Origin of the sequence: Sulfoacidibacillus ferrooxidans (assembly GCF_022606465.1) — a bacterium.
GTDB classification, from domain to species: domain Bacteria; phylum Bacillota; class Bacilli; order Alicyclobacillales; family SLC66; genus Sulfoacidibacillus; species Sulfoacidibacillus ferrooxidans.
Genome location: NZ_JALBUF010000012.1, coordinates 36826 through 51703, shown reverse-complemented (window position 1 = coordinate 51703; position 14878 = coordinate 36826). Strand labels below are relative to the sequence as shown.

The window sequence follows — 14878 nt, the reverse complement described above, 5'->3', positions numbered from 1 at the left end:
ATTTAGTTTTCAAGGATCCACTTGCTTGCCTTCTTCGCGCCGCCGTTCGTGGCGACAGGTAGTAATATAACACAGTCGTTTTACCCATGTCAAAGCCTTACCTTAAAGTAAATACATTGCGAATTATTCTATATATAACGCAGGTAATTCCGTATTTATTCACTTAGCCAAAAGAATTCAAAGTTTCGTACTACTACGCGCGATGGATAAGCGTTGTAATATGACGAAAAGGGATAATAGCCATAGCAACAACTGATTTAGGATTGCGTGTTCCTGATTGAACGGGTGGTGTACCTGGTGGAAATAGACCGAGATAGAGATAATGATCATCAGATTGCAAAATAACTCCCGTAAAACCTTGACTTCCTGGGCCTATACCTGTTGTGTAAACAGTGATGATATCACCTATATCAATAGAACGTGGTGATCGGTCAAATGGCATGTTCATCATCTATCCTTCTTTTAATCAAGACATCAGAATATTAAGTATAACTATATGTATAGTTAATGCGTATCGGGTTGCTTTCGTGTGGACAAACAAAGTAGGTCAATTTGCTATCTTTCATAAATACAATCAGTACGCTATAGATCTCTAAGTAAAGAGACAGACTTTCATCAAAAAGATAGTCCAAATGGACCTCCCTACAAACTACAAACGAGAATAACATGAATACTTATTAAGACTAATTACACTTAGCATTTATAGGAGGACACAAACCGCTATGATGGATCATGAACACTTTTTTAAAATGCAACGTCACAAGCATGATCAAGATATATTCCACACTTTATTGCGAGAACACGAAAAAATTCACCGCGAAGTCACTTCTTTGCCAAATGGCATACGCACGATAACAACGTCAGAAGACCCTGTAATTGTGTCACTACTGCACGACCATGTTCCTGCCATGCATAAACGATTGCAAGAAAATATCGGTCTTCGCTTTTGGGATCCAGCTTTCGTCGAGATTTTTGCTCAAAGAGAGGCTATTGATATGACAGTCACACTCTTAACGAATGGTGTTCAAGTAGAGGAGTTAAGTTCCGATGATAACGTTGTAGCCCTGATACATGCTCATGGCGAAGCGGTTAGTGCATTTACAAGAGAGGGATTTACTGCTTCGCAAAGACCGAGTCCATTACCAGTAGAATATCGATTTTTCAAGAAATAAGCATGCAATAACTACAGTTCCCGTTGAAGTGACCACAAGGTTTTATCTGATGTCGTAACTGAAGAGGCGCCAGCAGCTAATGCCGCCTTCACATCAGTTGTCGTATGTAAAAATCCTCCTGCAAATACAGGCAGTTTGGTTTGTGTGCATACATCTCTTATCACACTTGGCATAATGCCTGGGAGGACTTCTATATAATCTGGATGCGCAGATTGAATGACACGATAACTCGTTTCTAATGAATGACTATCAATAAGAAAAATTCTCTGTACAGCAAGTAGTCCTCTTTTTTTAGCCGTTGTGATTACTTGCGCATGAGTAGAGATGAGTCCATCTGGTTTAATATCTTGACAAAGGTACTGCGCACCAGCTTCATCAGCTTTTAGCCCTTGTATCAAATCTGCATGCAATAAAATTTTCTTCTTGTGTCGATGCACAAAGTCAACCACATAAGTAAGCTGCGATATATGAATTTGCAACATAATCATATATTCAAAATGATTGTGTACAAGCGATTCAATATCTGAGATTCGATTAGTAGCAGGGATCATTTTTTGCGTAATTTCCATCAGATATTCCTCCAAACGTATTTCATTCAACTAAGCAAAAGATAAAGTATGGTCATTTAGATTCCCAAAGTCATTCCAAGGTACCCAATCACCATATATCTATACTACAAAACTTCTGTTGCCTCACGTAACTGTTCTTCTAATTCTTTATCATAAATTTCTGTTTGTTTATCTGACCATCCTAAAGTTTGTTGCATATAAGCAATCACCAAATCTTTCCACTTACTTACCCATGCAACATCAAAAAACATGGCCCCAGTTCGACGAATGAAAAAATCCGAGGGTGTAACTACCATTTCAGATTGCATTCCATACTGTAAGGATGCAAATACTTCGGCTGATAGTCGACTCCGTTTCCATTCCTCATTCATGCTTTCAAGAATGGCATATAATCGCTCCATATTCTTTCCGTACCGATGAGCAAGTTTACGCGCTTCAACTATAGATAATCCAAAGTCAGCACTTTTTGTACACATGTCCTCAACAAATACACTCAATTCATCAGAGTCCTTAAATTCGCCACCCGATAATGATATCTTATCTGTTGTGCACGGGGGAAATTCTATATGTTCCTCATGTTTCAAAGCATGAGCGACATGAGTAACAGCTTTATCCGCCATGACTCGATATCCCGTTAACTTACCACCCGCAATGGTAATCAAACCACTTTTAGAAAGAAAAATTTCATCTTTGCGAGATATTTCAGATGCACTTTTTCCTTCTTCTTGAATCAAAGGACGAACACCAGCCCAAAAGCTTTCAATATCTTTCCTAGATAATTCGACACTTGGGAACATAAAGTTGACACATGTAATGAGATAATCGACATCTTGTTGGCTCACCCTAGGATTCTTTACATCGCCATGATAGTCCGTATCTGTTGTACCAACATACGTTTTCCCATCACGAGGTATAGCAAAAATCATTCGTCCATCCTGCACGTCAAAATATACGGGATTCTGTAAAGGAAACCGAGTTCCATCAATAACAAGATGTACACCTTTTGTCAAATGTAGCGTTTTACCCTGTTTTGAATGATCGATATCCCGCAACTCATCTACCCACGGACCCGTTGCGTTAATCACGTGCTTAGCCCGAATAGAGAATAACTCTCCATTTAACAGATTGACAACTTTAGCTCCAATAATCATCCCATTTTCATAAAGCAATGAATCCACCTTCGTATAATTAACCGCTACCGCACCTTGATCTACTGCTTTTTTAATAATTTCTAACGTAAGCCTTGCATCATCCGTTCTGTATTCAACATAATACCCTGCCCCCTTCAAATTGTCTTTGCGAAGTAATGGTTCCTTCTCTAGAGCTTGTGAAGCAGAAAGCATCTTACGTCGCTCACCACGCTTCACCTTTGCAAGGCGATCGTACAGATAGATTCCAATAGAACTGGTAAATTTGCCATAACTGCCATGTTCGATAATAGGTAAAAGCATCCAAAGCGGTGTCGTTACATGAGGGGCATTCTCGTAGACAATTGCCCTTTCTTTCCCTACTTCAGCAACCAGACCAATATCCAATTGCTTCAAATAGCGCAATCCACCATGAACTAATTTTGTAGACCTACTTGACGTACCTGCAGCAAAGTCTTGCATTTCAACGAGTCCGACCTTCATTCCTCGCATCTGTCCATCGAGGAGAATGCCAGCACCTGTAATTCCCCCACCAATGACCAATACATCCAATAAAGTGGACTGCAAATATTCATACATGGAATAACGATGTTCGTTAGAAAACTGATTACTCATATCATCTCACTCCTTAACAGTAAAACCACAAGTCGATTCCTTATCAAGGAAGACTTGTGGTTTCTCAATGGCTCCATACCACGTTCATAATTAAGTTGTAAAAACTATGATGTAAATGTTCTTGTTGCTTTTACGGCTTTTAACCAACCTAAGTATAGGCGACTACGCGTGTCATTGTCCATAGTATTTGTAAAAGTACGGTCAATCTTAGTTTGAGAAGAAATTTCCCGCTTATCCCTCCAAAAACCAACCGCTAGACCAGCTAAATATGCAGCGCCTAATGCTGTTGTTTCTAATATAGCAGGTCGTTCTACTGGAACATCTAACAAATCACTTTGAAACTGCATAAGAAAATGATTCAGGGTCGCCCCCCCATCAACACGCAATTTTGTAAGAGAAATGCCAGACTCCTCTTCCATGACTGCAAGAACATCTTTTGTTTGATATGCCAAGGCTTCAAGTGTCGCACGCACAAAATGTTCTTTTTGCGTTCCCCTTGTAAGACCAAAAACTGCACCTCGAGCCTCGCTATCCCAATAAGGAGTTCCGAGTCCAACAAATGCAGGAACCATGTATACTCCATTTGTAGAATCGACACGAGAAGCATATTGCTCGCTGTCTGATGCATTTTTGAACATACGAAGGCCATCTCTTAACCACTGAATGGCAGAACCTCCAACAAAGATACTCCCTTCCAATGCGTACTCTACTTTCCCATCGATCCCCCAAGCAATTGTCGTAAGTAACCCTTTATCAGAGCGTACAGCGCGCTCGCCTGTATTCATCAGCATAAAGCAACCAGTTCCGTAAGTATTTTTGACCATACCTGGTTCAAAGCAAGTCTGACCAAATAAGGCAGCTTGTTGATCACCAGCAATCCCTGAGATAGGGATTGCTTCACCGAAAAATACACTTGGATCCGTCTTAGCATATATTTCAGAGGATGTACAAACCTCAGGTAATAAAATCTTTGGTATCGATAAAATCTCCAAAATTTCTTCATCCCATATTTTTTCGTAAATATTGAACATAAGTGTTCTCGAAGCATTGCTATAATCTGTAACGTGTCTTTTACCACTAGTAAGTTTCCAGACTAGCCATGTATCGATGGTGCCAAACAGCAGTTCACCCTGTTCAGCTTTTTCACGAACACCTGGTATATGGTCGAGAATCCATTTTACTTTTGTACCAGAAAAGTACGCATCAATTAACAACCCGGTCTTTTCATGAATGATACGTTCGTAGCCTTTTTGTCGCAATTCTTCGCATATATCAAATGTTTGACGAGATTGCCATACAATAGCATGGTAAACGGGAATACCAGTATTCTTATCCCAAATTACAGTTGTCTCACGTTGATTTGCAATTCCAATAGCCGCAATATCAGATACACGGATGTGATTGTGAGCAACAACCTCTGCAATGACACTTTGTACAGTGTCCCATATTTCAAGAGCATTATGCTCTACCCATCCATTATTAGAAAAAATTTGTTTACATTCTTTCTGTGCAAACGCAGTGATGTGCCCTGACTTATTAACTAAAATAGCGCGCGAACTAGTCGTTCCTTGGTCAATTGACAATATGTATGATTGCACATCTTCACTCCGTTCCTATAGAACGTTTAAAGACATAAAAAAATATACCACTACCACGCATCAAAACGCACATAGCTGTTATTAACAACGTATATGCACGGAAACGGTTAGTCGTATACCCATTCATGGAGCGGATGACGGGATTCGAACCCGCAACATTCAGCTTGGGAAGCTGACGCTCTGCCAGTTGAACTACATCCGCATATGAAACCATTCAATTCCAAAACAATAGATAAATTATAACACATAAAAATAGTACTTTCAACTGACAGCAAAAAAGCGTTTGTGTAGGTCTAGAAAGTATTATGGATTTATATTCGTTCATAAAAAAATGGAATAACCTGCTTTAAGCGATAGGTCTCAGGATGAAATATTTGCTCAGTTCCACCCACAAATAAAATGCCGCCCACACGAAGTGCTTGAGCAAATTTTTCAATTAACATATGTTTTGCATCATCAGTAAAATAAATAAGTACATTCCTACAGATGATCAGATCTAAATGTGTAGGGAAAACATCAGCTAGTAAATTGTGTTGGTGAAATGTAATACGCTCTTTGACAAATGGAGCTACCACTACCTTGTGATGCTCATCCTCTATAAAGTAGCTGTCCTGCCAACGTTTGTCTAACATCGTTATCTCTTGTACAGCATATTGTCCTCTTTTAGCTACACTAAGTGCTTGAACATCAATATCTGTTGCTAAAATAGAGATCTGTTCAATCGATATAACATTCGCAAGTATCATAAAAAGTGTATATGGCTCTTGACCAGTGCTACAAGCAGCACTCCATGCATGAAACTCTCTCGAGGAGATCAACCTAGGTATGATATCTTTCTTAAGCGTCTCCCAACGCACTGGATTGCGAAGAAATTCAGACACATTGATCGTCATACGATCAAGTAATTCAGCAAGCAGAACAGAACTATCTTGTACTGCAAAATAATACTCTTCAAATGACTGATAACCACGTTTAGTACAAAGAGCAAAAAGACGTCGCTCCATTTGTGCACGTTTATATAAAGAGAGATCTATACCTGTTGTAGATCGAAATTGTTCTACAAACCAATCGTACCCGAGACTACTACTACGATCATGATCCATGTCGACTGCATCCTTATTTGATATGCGAATGTGTTAGCTGATAGCTATAAAAGTTACAACAACATGATCGGATAAATGACTGAACCGATCATGTTGTTGATTTATTAATATTGATTACATAGATACTACTTACACCCAAGATCCGATCGTTTTTTCATATGAAATTACATCTGCTTCATTAAACCACATAGCAATCTCACGTGCTGCGCTTTCCGAAGAGTCGCTACCATGAATGATATTCATACCGAGACTAACTGCATAATCACCACGAATAGTTCCAGGCATAGAATCAACAGGGTTGGTCTTACCCATCATTGTACGTGCGATAGAGATAGCATTAGGACCTTCCCAAACCATTGCAAATACAGGGGACGACGTAATAAAACTAACAAGTTCTCCAAAAAACGGACGCTCACGATGTTCAGCGTAATGCGACTCTGCTAATTCTTTGTTAACGTCTAAAAGCTTTGCACCAACGAGCTTCAACCCGCGTTTTTCAAAACGTGAAACAATCTCTCCAATCAAACTGCGTTGTACTCCATCTGGCTTAATCATAATAAATGTACGTTCCATAATGAGCCTCATTTCTTTTAAGTCTAATGTGTGTAGATAACGGTTATTATTGTAACAGCATAGAACAGACATACGCAATGAAAAGCATGATATTTCCTTGGCTTCAATAAAATCTAATGATCTCGTTGCCCGACAAAACTTGCAAGTTCTATCAATGATTCACGCGTAGGAATATCGGGTAAAGTAGATAAAGCCATATTGGCCTTATCGAGATAACGATCAGCAAGTGCTTTTGCTTTTACAATTCCGTCACTATCCTTAACAATGGCAATAGCCTCAAGAACTTGTTCAGACGTCTGATTGAGTGAAATTAAATGACCCAGATCAGTTTTTGTTTGTGAATTTTGCAAAGCAAAAAGCACAGGAATAGTAATATTCCCTTGCCGTAAATCTCCACCAACAGGTTTCCCCAAACGTTCAGCAGAAGCTGTGAAATCAAGAATATCATCCGTTATTTGAAATGCCATACCCGCATAATATCCAAAGCGTCTTAAAGATGCAACAATCGAAGAATCCGCCTGCGAAACAAGTGCACCAAGTGCACAAGACATTACAATTAATAAAGCAGTTTTACGTCTTATGCGTTTCAAATAAATACGTAAATTTTGATCTAAAGAATACAAATCGCGAATCTGTTCAATTTCACCAATACACATATGTTCAATGGCTGCAGATAAAATGCGATGAGCCCGAGGATCTTTTATTTCAGATAACACGGACAGTGCTTGTGCAAATATAAAATCTCCTGTATACATCGCTACGCGATTACCAAAATGAGCCTTGACAGTTGAATTTCCACGCCTTGTATCCGCATTGTCAATCACATCGTCATGTACAAGAGTAGCCATGTGAATGAGCTCAAGTCCCACTGCAACCTGCGCCAAGGAGTCTATACGATATGCGCCAAATTTCCCAGCCAACAGCACAAATACTGGTCGTAAACGTTTGCCCCCTGCTTCAAGTAAATGCACAGCTGCATCTTCAAGAATAGGTTGCACAGAGCAAAGCTGATCGCGCAAACGATCTTCAATATATGTTAAATCCGATTCTAAATCAGCGTATAAATCAGTTACAACCACGGTGTCATTCACCTTCTACGTCTTTACCTACGCCTTTAGTTAGGCTTTAGGTTTGCGTCCAATGTGGAGAGCGCAAATACCTCCAGTTAATGCGTAGTGATCAACGTGTTCTAGTCCAGCTTCAGAAAATAGCTTGGCCAATGCAAAACGGTCAGGAAATTCTATCAATGATTCTGGTAACCACTTATATGGCTCTGCTTTCCCTACCGCTAGGCGACCCACAAAGGGTAGAATACGGTAAAAATAAAAATAATAAAGAGCTCGAAAAGGTGGCCAAGTCGGTTTGGAAAGTTCAAGACATACCACTAATCCACCTGGTTTAACGACACGTTTCATTTCACCGATAACCCGTGGAATATCAGGCATATTTCTTAGCCCAAAACCAATTGTTACATAATCAAACATACTATCCTGATAAGGAATATCCATAGCATTGCCACGAATAAGCTCAATGCGATCCGTCAATCCCCGTCGTTTCACTTTCGTTTCACCAACATCAAGCATTTCTTGACAAAAATCAAGTCCTACAATATGTCCCTCTTTACCAGTGGTATCAGCTAAAGAAATAGCCCAATCTGCCGTGCCTGTCGCCAGATCCAAACATTTTGCTCCCTTGCGCACGTTCATCTTGCGCATGGTAAATTTTCTCCAAAGCTTATGCTGATTAAAACTAAGTATAGAATTCATTACATCATAGCGCCCAGCAATTTGAGAAAACACATCATGCACAAATTCAGAACGTACGTGAGAATGATTATCAGCCATTTCCTATCAACCTCCTTCCACTGATGGAGCGTGATCAGCTCCATTGTTTGCGTGGGTAAAAAACTTTTCTAATCGTGACCATCCATCTATCCCCATCAGATCGATAGCAACGTCTTCTAGCTGAGTCATTACACCGCGAAACCCGTGGAATACACGTTTCATCGTTCCGTATTTAGAGTGTAGCGAAGATAACCGCTTGTCTCCAACTTCACTGCGTAATTGAGTATCAATAAAGATACGCTCATCTTCTGTTGCAGACTGAGCAAGTATAATGTTTGTTAATGTCTTTTCTCCAGCAAAAGATGCTCGACTAAGTTCCTTGTCATAAATACTTGCCGATATGGCTAAATCAATCATAAGACGTATGCGTTCAAAAGGTGCATAAGCATCACATAATGCGTGTAAGAGAGCGCCATGTATGACTGATAAGTCTCTATGATAATCCATTTCATTATAAGTGCCATTTAATACGGCGCTGTGCAATGACATTTTAGCTTCATTAATTTGAATGATTGCCTTTGCAAAGATTTTCACCATTTCAAGAAGTCCCGCATCTGCTAATAAACGATAAAATAAGCTACTAAGGTAATCGCCGCCTAAGATAGCTAGTTGACGACGTTTTTCGTTAGCTGGCTTACCCTCTTTTATAGAGTCATGCATGCAAAGACCATGGTACATCATAATCATCGCTGTTAGAAGTCTCTTCTGAACTGTTAATCCAATAGTAGATTCCCCTAAAACTGTCGCACCAAGCAATAACTGTAGCTGCGACAAGGTGGGAAGCACTGATGCATCATTGAGCACTTGATGAGAGATCATGTGTTCAGCGAAGGTTTGTACTTCCTCATATTTCAGGCCTTCATTTCGGCTTAGATTGTCGAGATCTATACCCACCCTGCCCATCTCCCGCCATCCACGTTTGCCATCCCCACATGAAGCGCGTTCATTATATCATATTCAGGATCATGCAAGCATGGTTTGCTATGGTTACTTCTTTATTGTTCTGTGTCAATTATCCCATGTTTCGTATAAATAAGAGCTGGACCACGAATCTTGATCGCAGATGTGTATTCTGTAAATTGTGCGATCATGACTTCGCCTCGATCTAGTTTCTCCAAATGATTAAATTTTGTTTCCTGCCCTCGTGTCAATCCAATCACTTGGACACCGCTTACTTTTGCTTTTATGATGACATAGTCCTCTTCCGTCACGTTCAATACGCCCTTTCGGATGTGAGGTCTGTTCTTCTATTAAAAAGATCAGCCCGATATGCACGGGCTGATCTTTGTGGTCGGAATGCCGGGATTCGAACCCGGGACCTCTACCTCCCCAAGGTAGCGCGCTACCAGGCTGCGCTACATCCCGTCACTTGCGAATGGAGTTAATTATAACAGTGACTACGATCTTTCGCAAGCAGGCGAAAAACGTCAGAATAAGGCGAATCAATGATTATTTTCTTATTTCCTCGGCAATCCTTTGCGCTGTTTTTCAAGTGTTCGTAGTTCGATACGCCTGATCTTCCCACTCGTTGTTTTTGGTAAAGAGTCCACAAACTCGATTTCACGTGGGTATTTATACGGAGCTGTCATTTCTTTAGCATGCTGCTGTAGCTCTACTATTAATTCGTCATTGGCATTTACCCCTTCTTTTAAAATAATAAACGCTTTCACAATGTGACCGCGTTCTTCATCAGGGCTAGCGACTGCTGCACATTCAGCGACAGCAGGATGTAAGACCAATGCATCCTCTACTTCAAAAGGTCCTATCGTATATCCAGAACTAATAATCATGTCATCAGCGCGTCCCTCAAACCATAGGTATCCATCTTCATCAAATCTACCGAGATCACCTGTGACATAAAAATCTTTGCGAAAAGAATGTTTTGTACGTTCGGGATCGTATAGATATTCTTTAAATAGAGTAGGCGCTGTACGTTTGACTGCAATATCTCCGATTTCCCCAACAGAAAGCGGAGTACCATCTTCATCAATGATCGCAACTTCATGTAAAGGCGACGGTTTACCCATAGATCCAGGTTTAACTTCCATGCCAACTTGAGTGGATACCAAAAGTGAATTCTCCGTTTGACCGTAACCATCTCGCACATAGACATGACATTGACGTAAAAAGGACTCTATCACTTCTCGATTTAGTGGTTCGCCAGCACTGACTGCACTGCGTAGTGCAAGAGGATGCCATTTGCTCATTTGTTTCGATTTGGCCATCAATCGATACTCAGTGGGGGTTGCGCAAAGTACGCGTATGGGAAACTGCTCCATTAGAGTGAGATAGCGTTCTGGAATAAACTTTCCTGTATAGATAAACGCGGTTCCACCTTTACCAAGAATAGAAACAAAAGGACTCCAAATCCACTTGGCCCAGCCAGGACTAGCTGTTGCCCATGCCCATTCCCCTTCTTGTACATCAAACCAGTGAGTTGCAGCATTAGCAATATGTGCTCGCGGCCAACCATGCACGTGCACGACACCTTTAGGTCCAGCTGTCGTACCAGAAGTATACGATAAAAAAGCCATATCATCTGCTTTCGTAAGTGCTGGTTGAGGTTTTGGTTTCATTGCGGCTTTGACGCGCTCATCATGTAAACTATAAAAATGATCTACGTGCCCCTCTGTAACAATGCGAATAATAGATGTATCTTCAGCCAACGCTTCAGACACTTCTAAAACAACATGTGGCGCACAAATAACTGCTTTTATTTGTGCATGACGAGCACGATATAGGATATCCCCCTTACGCAGCATCTCCGAACCGGGTAAAATTACCGCTCCCATCCGATTGAGTCCCAAGTATATTTGATATGCAGCGATACCTCTATTAACAAGTACGAGCACTTTGTCTCCTTGTTTCATTCCAAGATCTAAAAAAGTCTGATGTAAAATAGCTGACTCATCCGTAAGTTCCCCATATGTGCACTTTGCAGTTTGATGATCTTCTGTTTGAACAAATAAAGCCAATGAGTCTCGATGAGCAGTTGCATACGTAGAAATAGCAGTCGAAAAATTGTAGTAATCCTCCAATTAAAAGCTCCTTTCTAATAACATACACAGTTACAATAACCGATTATTACACATCCATTGTCTACGGTATCTACCCGTATGTAATAACCTTATCTAATAGTTAGATCTGAATTATATTCGCTTTGAATGGACATTTTCCTGCCTATGCTCACAATAGATGACGCGCGGGATATCCCGCGCGTCTTATTACCACTTGCAGATTCATTACAAGATAATAGCAATTAATCCTCCACTACCTTCATTAATAATGCGTTGTAGTGTTTCTTTCAACTTATATTGCGCATTTTCTGGCATCATGGATAACTTACCAGAGATGCCTTCTCGCACAATCGCAGCCAAGGACTTCCCAAAGATATCAGAATCCCAAATCTTAAGAGGATTTTCTTCAAAATCCTGCATCAAGTATTTTACTAATTCTTCACTTTGCCGTTCTGTACCGACAATAGGTGCAAATTCCGATTCGACATCAACCCGTATCATATGGATAGAGGGAGCAGTTGCTTTGAGTCTGACTCCGAATCGCGAACCTTGTCTGATTAATTCTGGTTCATCAAGGGCCATTTCCTCAAGAACAGGTGGTGCGATACCGTATCCTGTAAGTTTAACCATACGCAATGCATCTGCAACCTTATCATATTCTTTTTTAGCGTAAGCAAAGTCCTTCATTAATTTTAACAGTTGATCTTTGCCGCGAATCTCAACACCAACAACTTCCGTTAATACTTGATCATATAAAGTATCCGGAGCAGTAAGTTCAATGTCTGCTACACCTTGCCCCATATTCACTCCAGCTAGAGCAGCTTTAGCAATAAATTCATACTGTCCAAAATTCCCAATCACTCGATCGACATCACGTAGACGTTTAATATCACGGATTGTGTCACGAACGGACATTTCATAGCTTTTACGTAACCAATGCTCCGGATCTAGCACCATCACCCAACTTGGGAGATTGACATTCACTTCATGAACTGGGAATTCAAATAAAGCTTCTTTTAGAATGAGTAACACATCTTCACTGCCCATAGTTGCACAAGAAATTGCAACTGCAGGTACATCGTATTTTTCAATTAATGCTGCACGTAGTGATTGAGTTTCTGGGCTATAAGGATGCACCGAGTTAATGACCATAACAAAAGGCTTGCCAAGTTCCTTTAACTCTTCAATCACACGTTCTTCTGCTTCAATATAGTTCTCCCGAGGTATTTCCGAGATCGAACCATCTGTCGTGATCACAAGTCCAATCGTTGAGTGATCAGCAATAACTTTGCGCGTACCAATTTCAGCTGCATCTTGAAATGGAATCGGATCATCATACCATGGTGTACTCACCATCCGAGGCCCATTTTCATCTTCATAACCACGAGCTCCAATGACTGTATAGCCAACGCAATCCACAAGTCTGCAGTCAATGGTTAAGCCTTCTGCTACAGTAATTCTAGCAGCTTGATTTGGTACAAACTTAGGTTCAGTTGTCATAATTGTACGACCTGCCGCACTTTGAGGAAGTTCATCAATTGCACGTGCACGATCCGCTTCATCTTGCATTCCCGGTAATACAATTAATTCCATGAACTTCTTAATGAAGGTGGATTTACCCGTCCTTACTGGGCCTACTACGCCCAGATAGATATCGCCGCCAGTTCGCTCCGCAATATCTTTAAATATATCAAATTTGTCCACGCTATTCCCTCCCTAACTTCAAAAGCCAGCGTAGATGACCAATCATGTTCTGTTGGCTGCGGGCGCCTGACGGCCTCATCTGCGCAAAACCCTGTTTGGACGTTACATATATATGAGCTTTGCGGCCCAATATGCCCGCATAATCGTATTGGCCACAGCGAGTCCTATTTGTTTTATGTATACGCAGCATCACCACATCTTAGAACAACTACACCACACTAAATGATAGACTCTAAAAACAAACAGGTACTACAGCATATGCCGTAGTACCTGTTTCATGTTATCTCATAAAAATTACATCACTCATTAGCGACGTAGCGTCCAACTATCACTTGCATACTTTTCTTGCATCAATCGCATCGCATCTTGTATTTCAGGTTCAGTTACATTAGATTCCACCAATTCTAAGTGTAATCCATGAGCAAAACCGCTTGTAAAAGCTTGTTTTGCTTCTTGATACGTAACATTCCGAGAGGTGAGCTGACGAACGCTTATCGCCCGTTCATCAAATTCATTTCTAACACGTGCTCGTTCATCATCGGAGCGAAATAAAAGCACATCAAAAAGATCATCCGGTTCTAAATCTAAAAGTAATGACCCATGTTGTAGAAGACCATTGTGAGCACGCACCTGTGCGCTACCCGCAATTTTCTTTCCTGCTACAACAAGCTCGTACCATGAAGGAGAGTCAAAACAAGCTGCTGATCCTAATGTGCTATACTTCGTTCGTTCTGACTCATTAGTTAAAGATACTACTTCTGCTTGTACACCAAGCGAAATAAAACCTTCACATAGTCCAAGAGATAACTGCCTGTACGATTCTACAACTGAAGCTTTGGCAAACGGATGATCTCCTGGGACAATTACACTATATGTCAACTCTTTATCATGAAGTACAGCTCGCCCACCAGTCATTCTTCTTACAAGTGAAAATCCCCGATCTTGTAAGCGTTGTCTATCTACATCGCGATCCACACGTTGAAAATAACCAATGGATACGGTAGGGCGATCCCAGGCATAAAATCGTATCGTTGGTAAAACTGTGCCATTTGCGACATGCAATAAGATTGCTTCGTCAAGCGCCATATTGTATGCGGCACTTCCTACACCGGTATCAATCACGCGGAATCGATTCGCATTATCTATCATGTATTATTCAGCTATTTGCGCTTGATATTCTTTTGCGCTAAGTAATCCTTGATATTCCGTACCATCGACTTCAATCGCAATCATCCAACCACCTTCATATGGTTGCTCATTGACCTTCTCTGGTGTGTCGTTTAGTTCAGCATTGACCTTCACTACTTTACCTGTAATAGGAGCATACAAATCAGAAACGGTTTTCACTGATTCAACCGTACCAAACGTTTCTCCTGATTGTATCGTTGCACCAATATCAGGCAATTCAACAAACACAATATCACCCAGCTCACTTTGAGCAAAATCAGTAATGCCAATATAAGCAGTATTCCCCTCCATGCGAACCCACTCATGTTCCTTAGTGTACAATAGATGATCTGGTGCTTGACTCATGT

General features: G+C 40.7%; 15 protein-coding genes and 2 tRNA genes. 1 reads left to right on the top strand and 16 read right to left on the bottom strand.

Annotated elements, in window-relative coordinates:
* Positions 1 to 193: 193 nt before the first annotated feature.
* Positions 194 to 448 (bottom strand): hypothetical protein, encoded by a 255-nt coding sequence (locus tag MM817_RS13220; protein ID WP_241715974.1) that lies wholly within the window; start codon positions 446 to 448, stop codon positions 194 to 196.
* Positions 449 to 722: 274 nt separating this feature from the next.
* On the opposite strand from MM817_RS13220, the gene MM817_RS13215 reads away from it, so the two are divergent.
* Entirely contained in the window at positions 723 to 1172 is a 450-nt protein-coding gene (locus MM817_RS13215) for a hypothetical protein (RefSeq protein WP_241715972.1), read from the top strand.
* Between the two features lie 11 nt (positions 1173 to 1183).
* Here the strand turns inward: MM817_RS13215 and MM817_RS13210 are convergent, their stop codons facing one another.
* From MM817_RS13210 to gcvH, 15 genes are all read right to left on the bottom strand, one after another.
* Positions 1184 to 1741, bottom strand: a complete 558-nt coding sequence (locus MM817_RS13210) for a glycerol-3-phosphate responsive antiterminator (protein ID WP_241715970.1) — start codon at positions 1739 to 1741, stop codon at positions 1184 to 1186.
* Positions 1742 to 1845: 104 nt separating this feature from the next.
* Positions 1846 to 3504, bottom strand: coding sequence for a glycerol-3-phosphate dehydrogenase/oxidase (locus tag MM817_RS13205; protein ID WP_272879987.1), 1659 nt, complete (start codon positions 3502 to 3504; stop codon positions 1846 to 1848).
* Between the two features lie 104 nt (positions 3505 to 3608).
* Positions 3609 to 5102 (bottom strand): glycerol kinase GlpK, encoded by a 1494-nt coding sequence (glpK, locus tag MM817_RS13200; RefSeq protein ID WP_241715968.1) that lies wholly within the window; start codon positions 5100 to 5102, stop codon positions 3609 to 3611.
* Positions 5103 to 5228: 126 nt separating this feature from the next.
* Positions 5229 to 5304, bottom strand: a tRNA-Gly gene (locus MM817_RS13195).
* A gap of 109 nt (positions 5305 to 5413) precedes the next feature.
* Entirely contained in the window at positions 5414 to 6205 is a 792-nt protein-coding gene (locus tag MM817_RS13190; protein ID WP_241715966.1) for a CheR family methyltransferase, read from the bottom strand.
* Between the two features lie 129 nt (positions 6206 to 6334).
* Entirely contained in the window at positions 6335 to 6778 is a 444-nt protein-coding gene (gene ndk, locus MM817_RS13185) for a nucleoside-diphosphate kinase (protein WP_241715964.1), read from the bottom strand.
* A gap of 113 nt (positions 6779 to 6891) precedes the next feature.
* Positions 6892 to 7869, bottom strand: coding sequence for a polyprenyl synthetase family protein (locus MM817_RS13180; RefSeq protein WP_241715962.1), 978 nt, complete (start codon positions 7867 to 7869; stop codon positions 6892 to 6894).
* Positions 7870 to 7896: 27 nt separating this feature from the next.
* Complete coding sequence (locus MM817_RS13175) at positions 7897 to 8622, bottom strand: demethylmenaquinone methyltransferase (RefSeq protein ID WP_241715961.1); 726 nt, start codon at positions 8620 to 8622, stop codon at positions 7897 to 7899.
* Positions 8623 to 8628: 6 nt separating this feature from the next.
* Positions 8629 to 9516, bottom strand: coding sequence for a heptaprenyl diphosphate synthase component 1 (locus tag MM817_RS13170; protein WP_241715959.1), 888 nt, complete (start codon positions 9514 to 9516; stop codon positions 8629 to 8631).
* A 101-nt stretch (positions 9517 to 9617) separates the two neighbouring features.
* On the bottom strand, positions 9618 to 9833 hold the full coding sequence (gene mtrB, locus MM817_RS13165; protein ID WP_419723398.1) for a trp RNA-binding attenuation protein MtrB: 216 nt from the start codon (positions 9831 to 9833) through the stop codon (positions 9618 to 9620).
* Positions 9834 to 9910: 77 nt separating this feature from the next.
* A tRNA-Pro gene (locus MM817_RS13160) sits at positions 9911 to 9987 on the bottom strand.
* A gap of 92 nt (positions 9988 to 10079) precedes the next feature.
* Positions 10080 to 11660, bottom strand: coding sequence for an acetate--CoA ligase (locus MM817_RS13155; protein ID WP_241715955.1), 1581 nt, complete (start codon positions 11658 to 11660; stop codon positions 10080 to 10082).
* Between the two features lie 204 nt (positions 11661 to 11864).
* The gene (spoIVA, locus tag MM817_RS13150) at positions 11865 to 13343 is read right to left on the bottom strand and encodes a stage IV sporulation protein A (RefSeq protein ID WP_241715953.1); all 1479 of its coding nucleotides are present in this window, start codon (positions 13341 to 13343) and stop codon (positions 11865 to 11867) included.
* 306 nt (positions 13344 to 13649) lie between these two features.
* Positions 13650 to 14492, bottom strand: a complete 843-nt coding sequence (locus MM817_RS13145; RefSeq protein ID WP_241715951.1) for a lipoate--protein ligase family protein — start codon at positions 14490 to 14492, stop codon at positions 13650 to 13652.
* Between the two features lie 3 nt (positions 14493 to 14495).
* Positions 14496 to 14876, bottom strand: coding sequence for a glycine cleavage system protein GcvH (gene gcvH / locus MM817_RS13140; protein ID WP_241715949.1), 381 nt, complete (start codon positions 14874 to 14876; stop codon positions 14496 to 14498).
* Positions 14877 to 14878: the final 2 nt, after the last annotated feature.

Excerpts from the sequence above, each read along its gene's own strand:
- MM817_RS13215 (WP_241715972.1), top strand. The coding sequence starts at position 723 with ATGATGGATCATGAACACTTTTTTAAAATGCAACGTCACAAGCATGAT.
- ndk (WP_241715964.1), bottom strand. The coding sequence starts at position 6,778 with ATGGAACGTACATTTATTATGATTAAGCCAGATGGAGTACAACGCAGT.
- MM817_RS13145 (WP_241715951.1), bottom strand. The coding sequence starts at position 14,492 with ATGATAGATAATGCGAATCGATTCCGCGTGATTGATACCGGTGTAGGA.
- MM817_RS13210 (WP_241715970.1), bottom strand. The coding sequence starts at position 1,741 with ATGGAAATTACGCAAAAAATGATCCCTGCTACTAATCGAATCTCAGAT.
- MM817_RS13190 (WP_241715966.1), bottom strand. The coding sequence starts at position 6,205 with ATGGATCATGATCGTAGTAGTAGTCTCGGGTACGATTGGTTTGTAGAA.
- MM817_RS13220 (WP_241715974.1), bottom strand. The coding sequence starts at position 448 with ATGAACATGCCATTTGACCGATCACCACGTTCTATTGATATAGGTGAT.
- MM817_RS13175 (WP_241715961.1), bottom strand. The coding sequence starts at position 8,622 with ATGGCTGATAATCATTCTCACGTACGTTCTGAATTTGTGCATGATGTG.
- MM817_RS13205 (WP_272879987.1), bottom strand. The coding sequence starts at position 3,504 with ATGAGTAATCAGTTTTCTAACGAACATCGTTATTCCATGTATGAATAT.
- gcvH (WP_241715949.1), bottom strand. The coding sequence starts at position 14,876 with ATGAGTCAAGCACCAGATCATCTATTGTACACTAAGGAACATGAGTGG.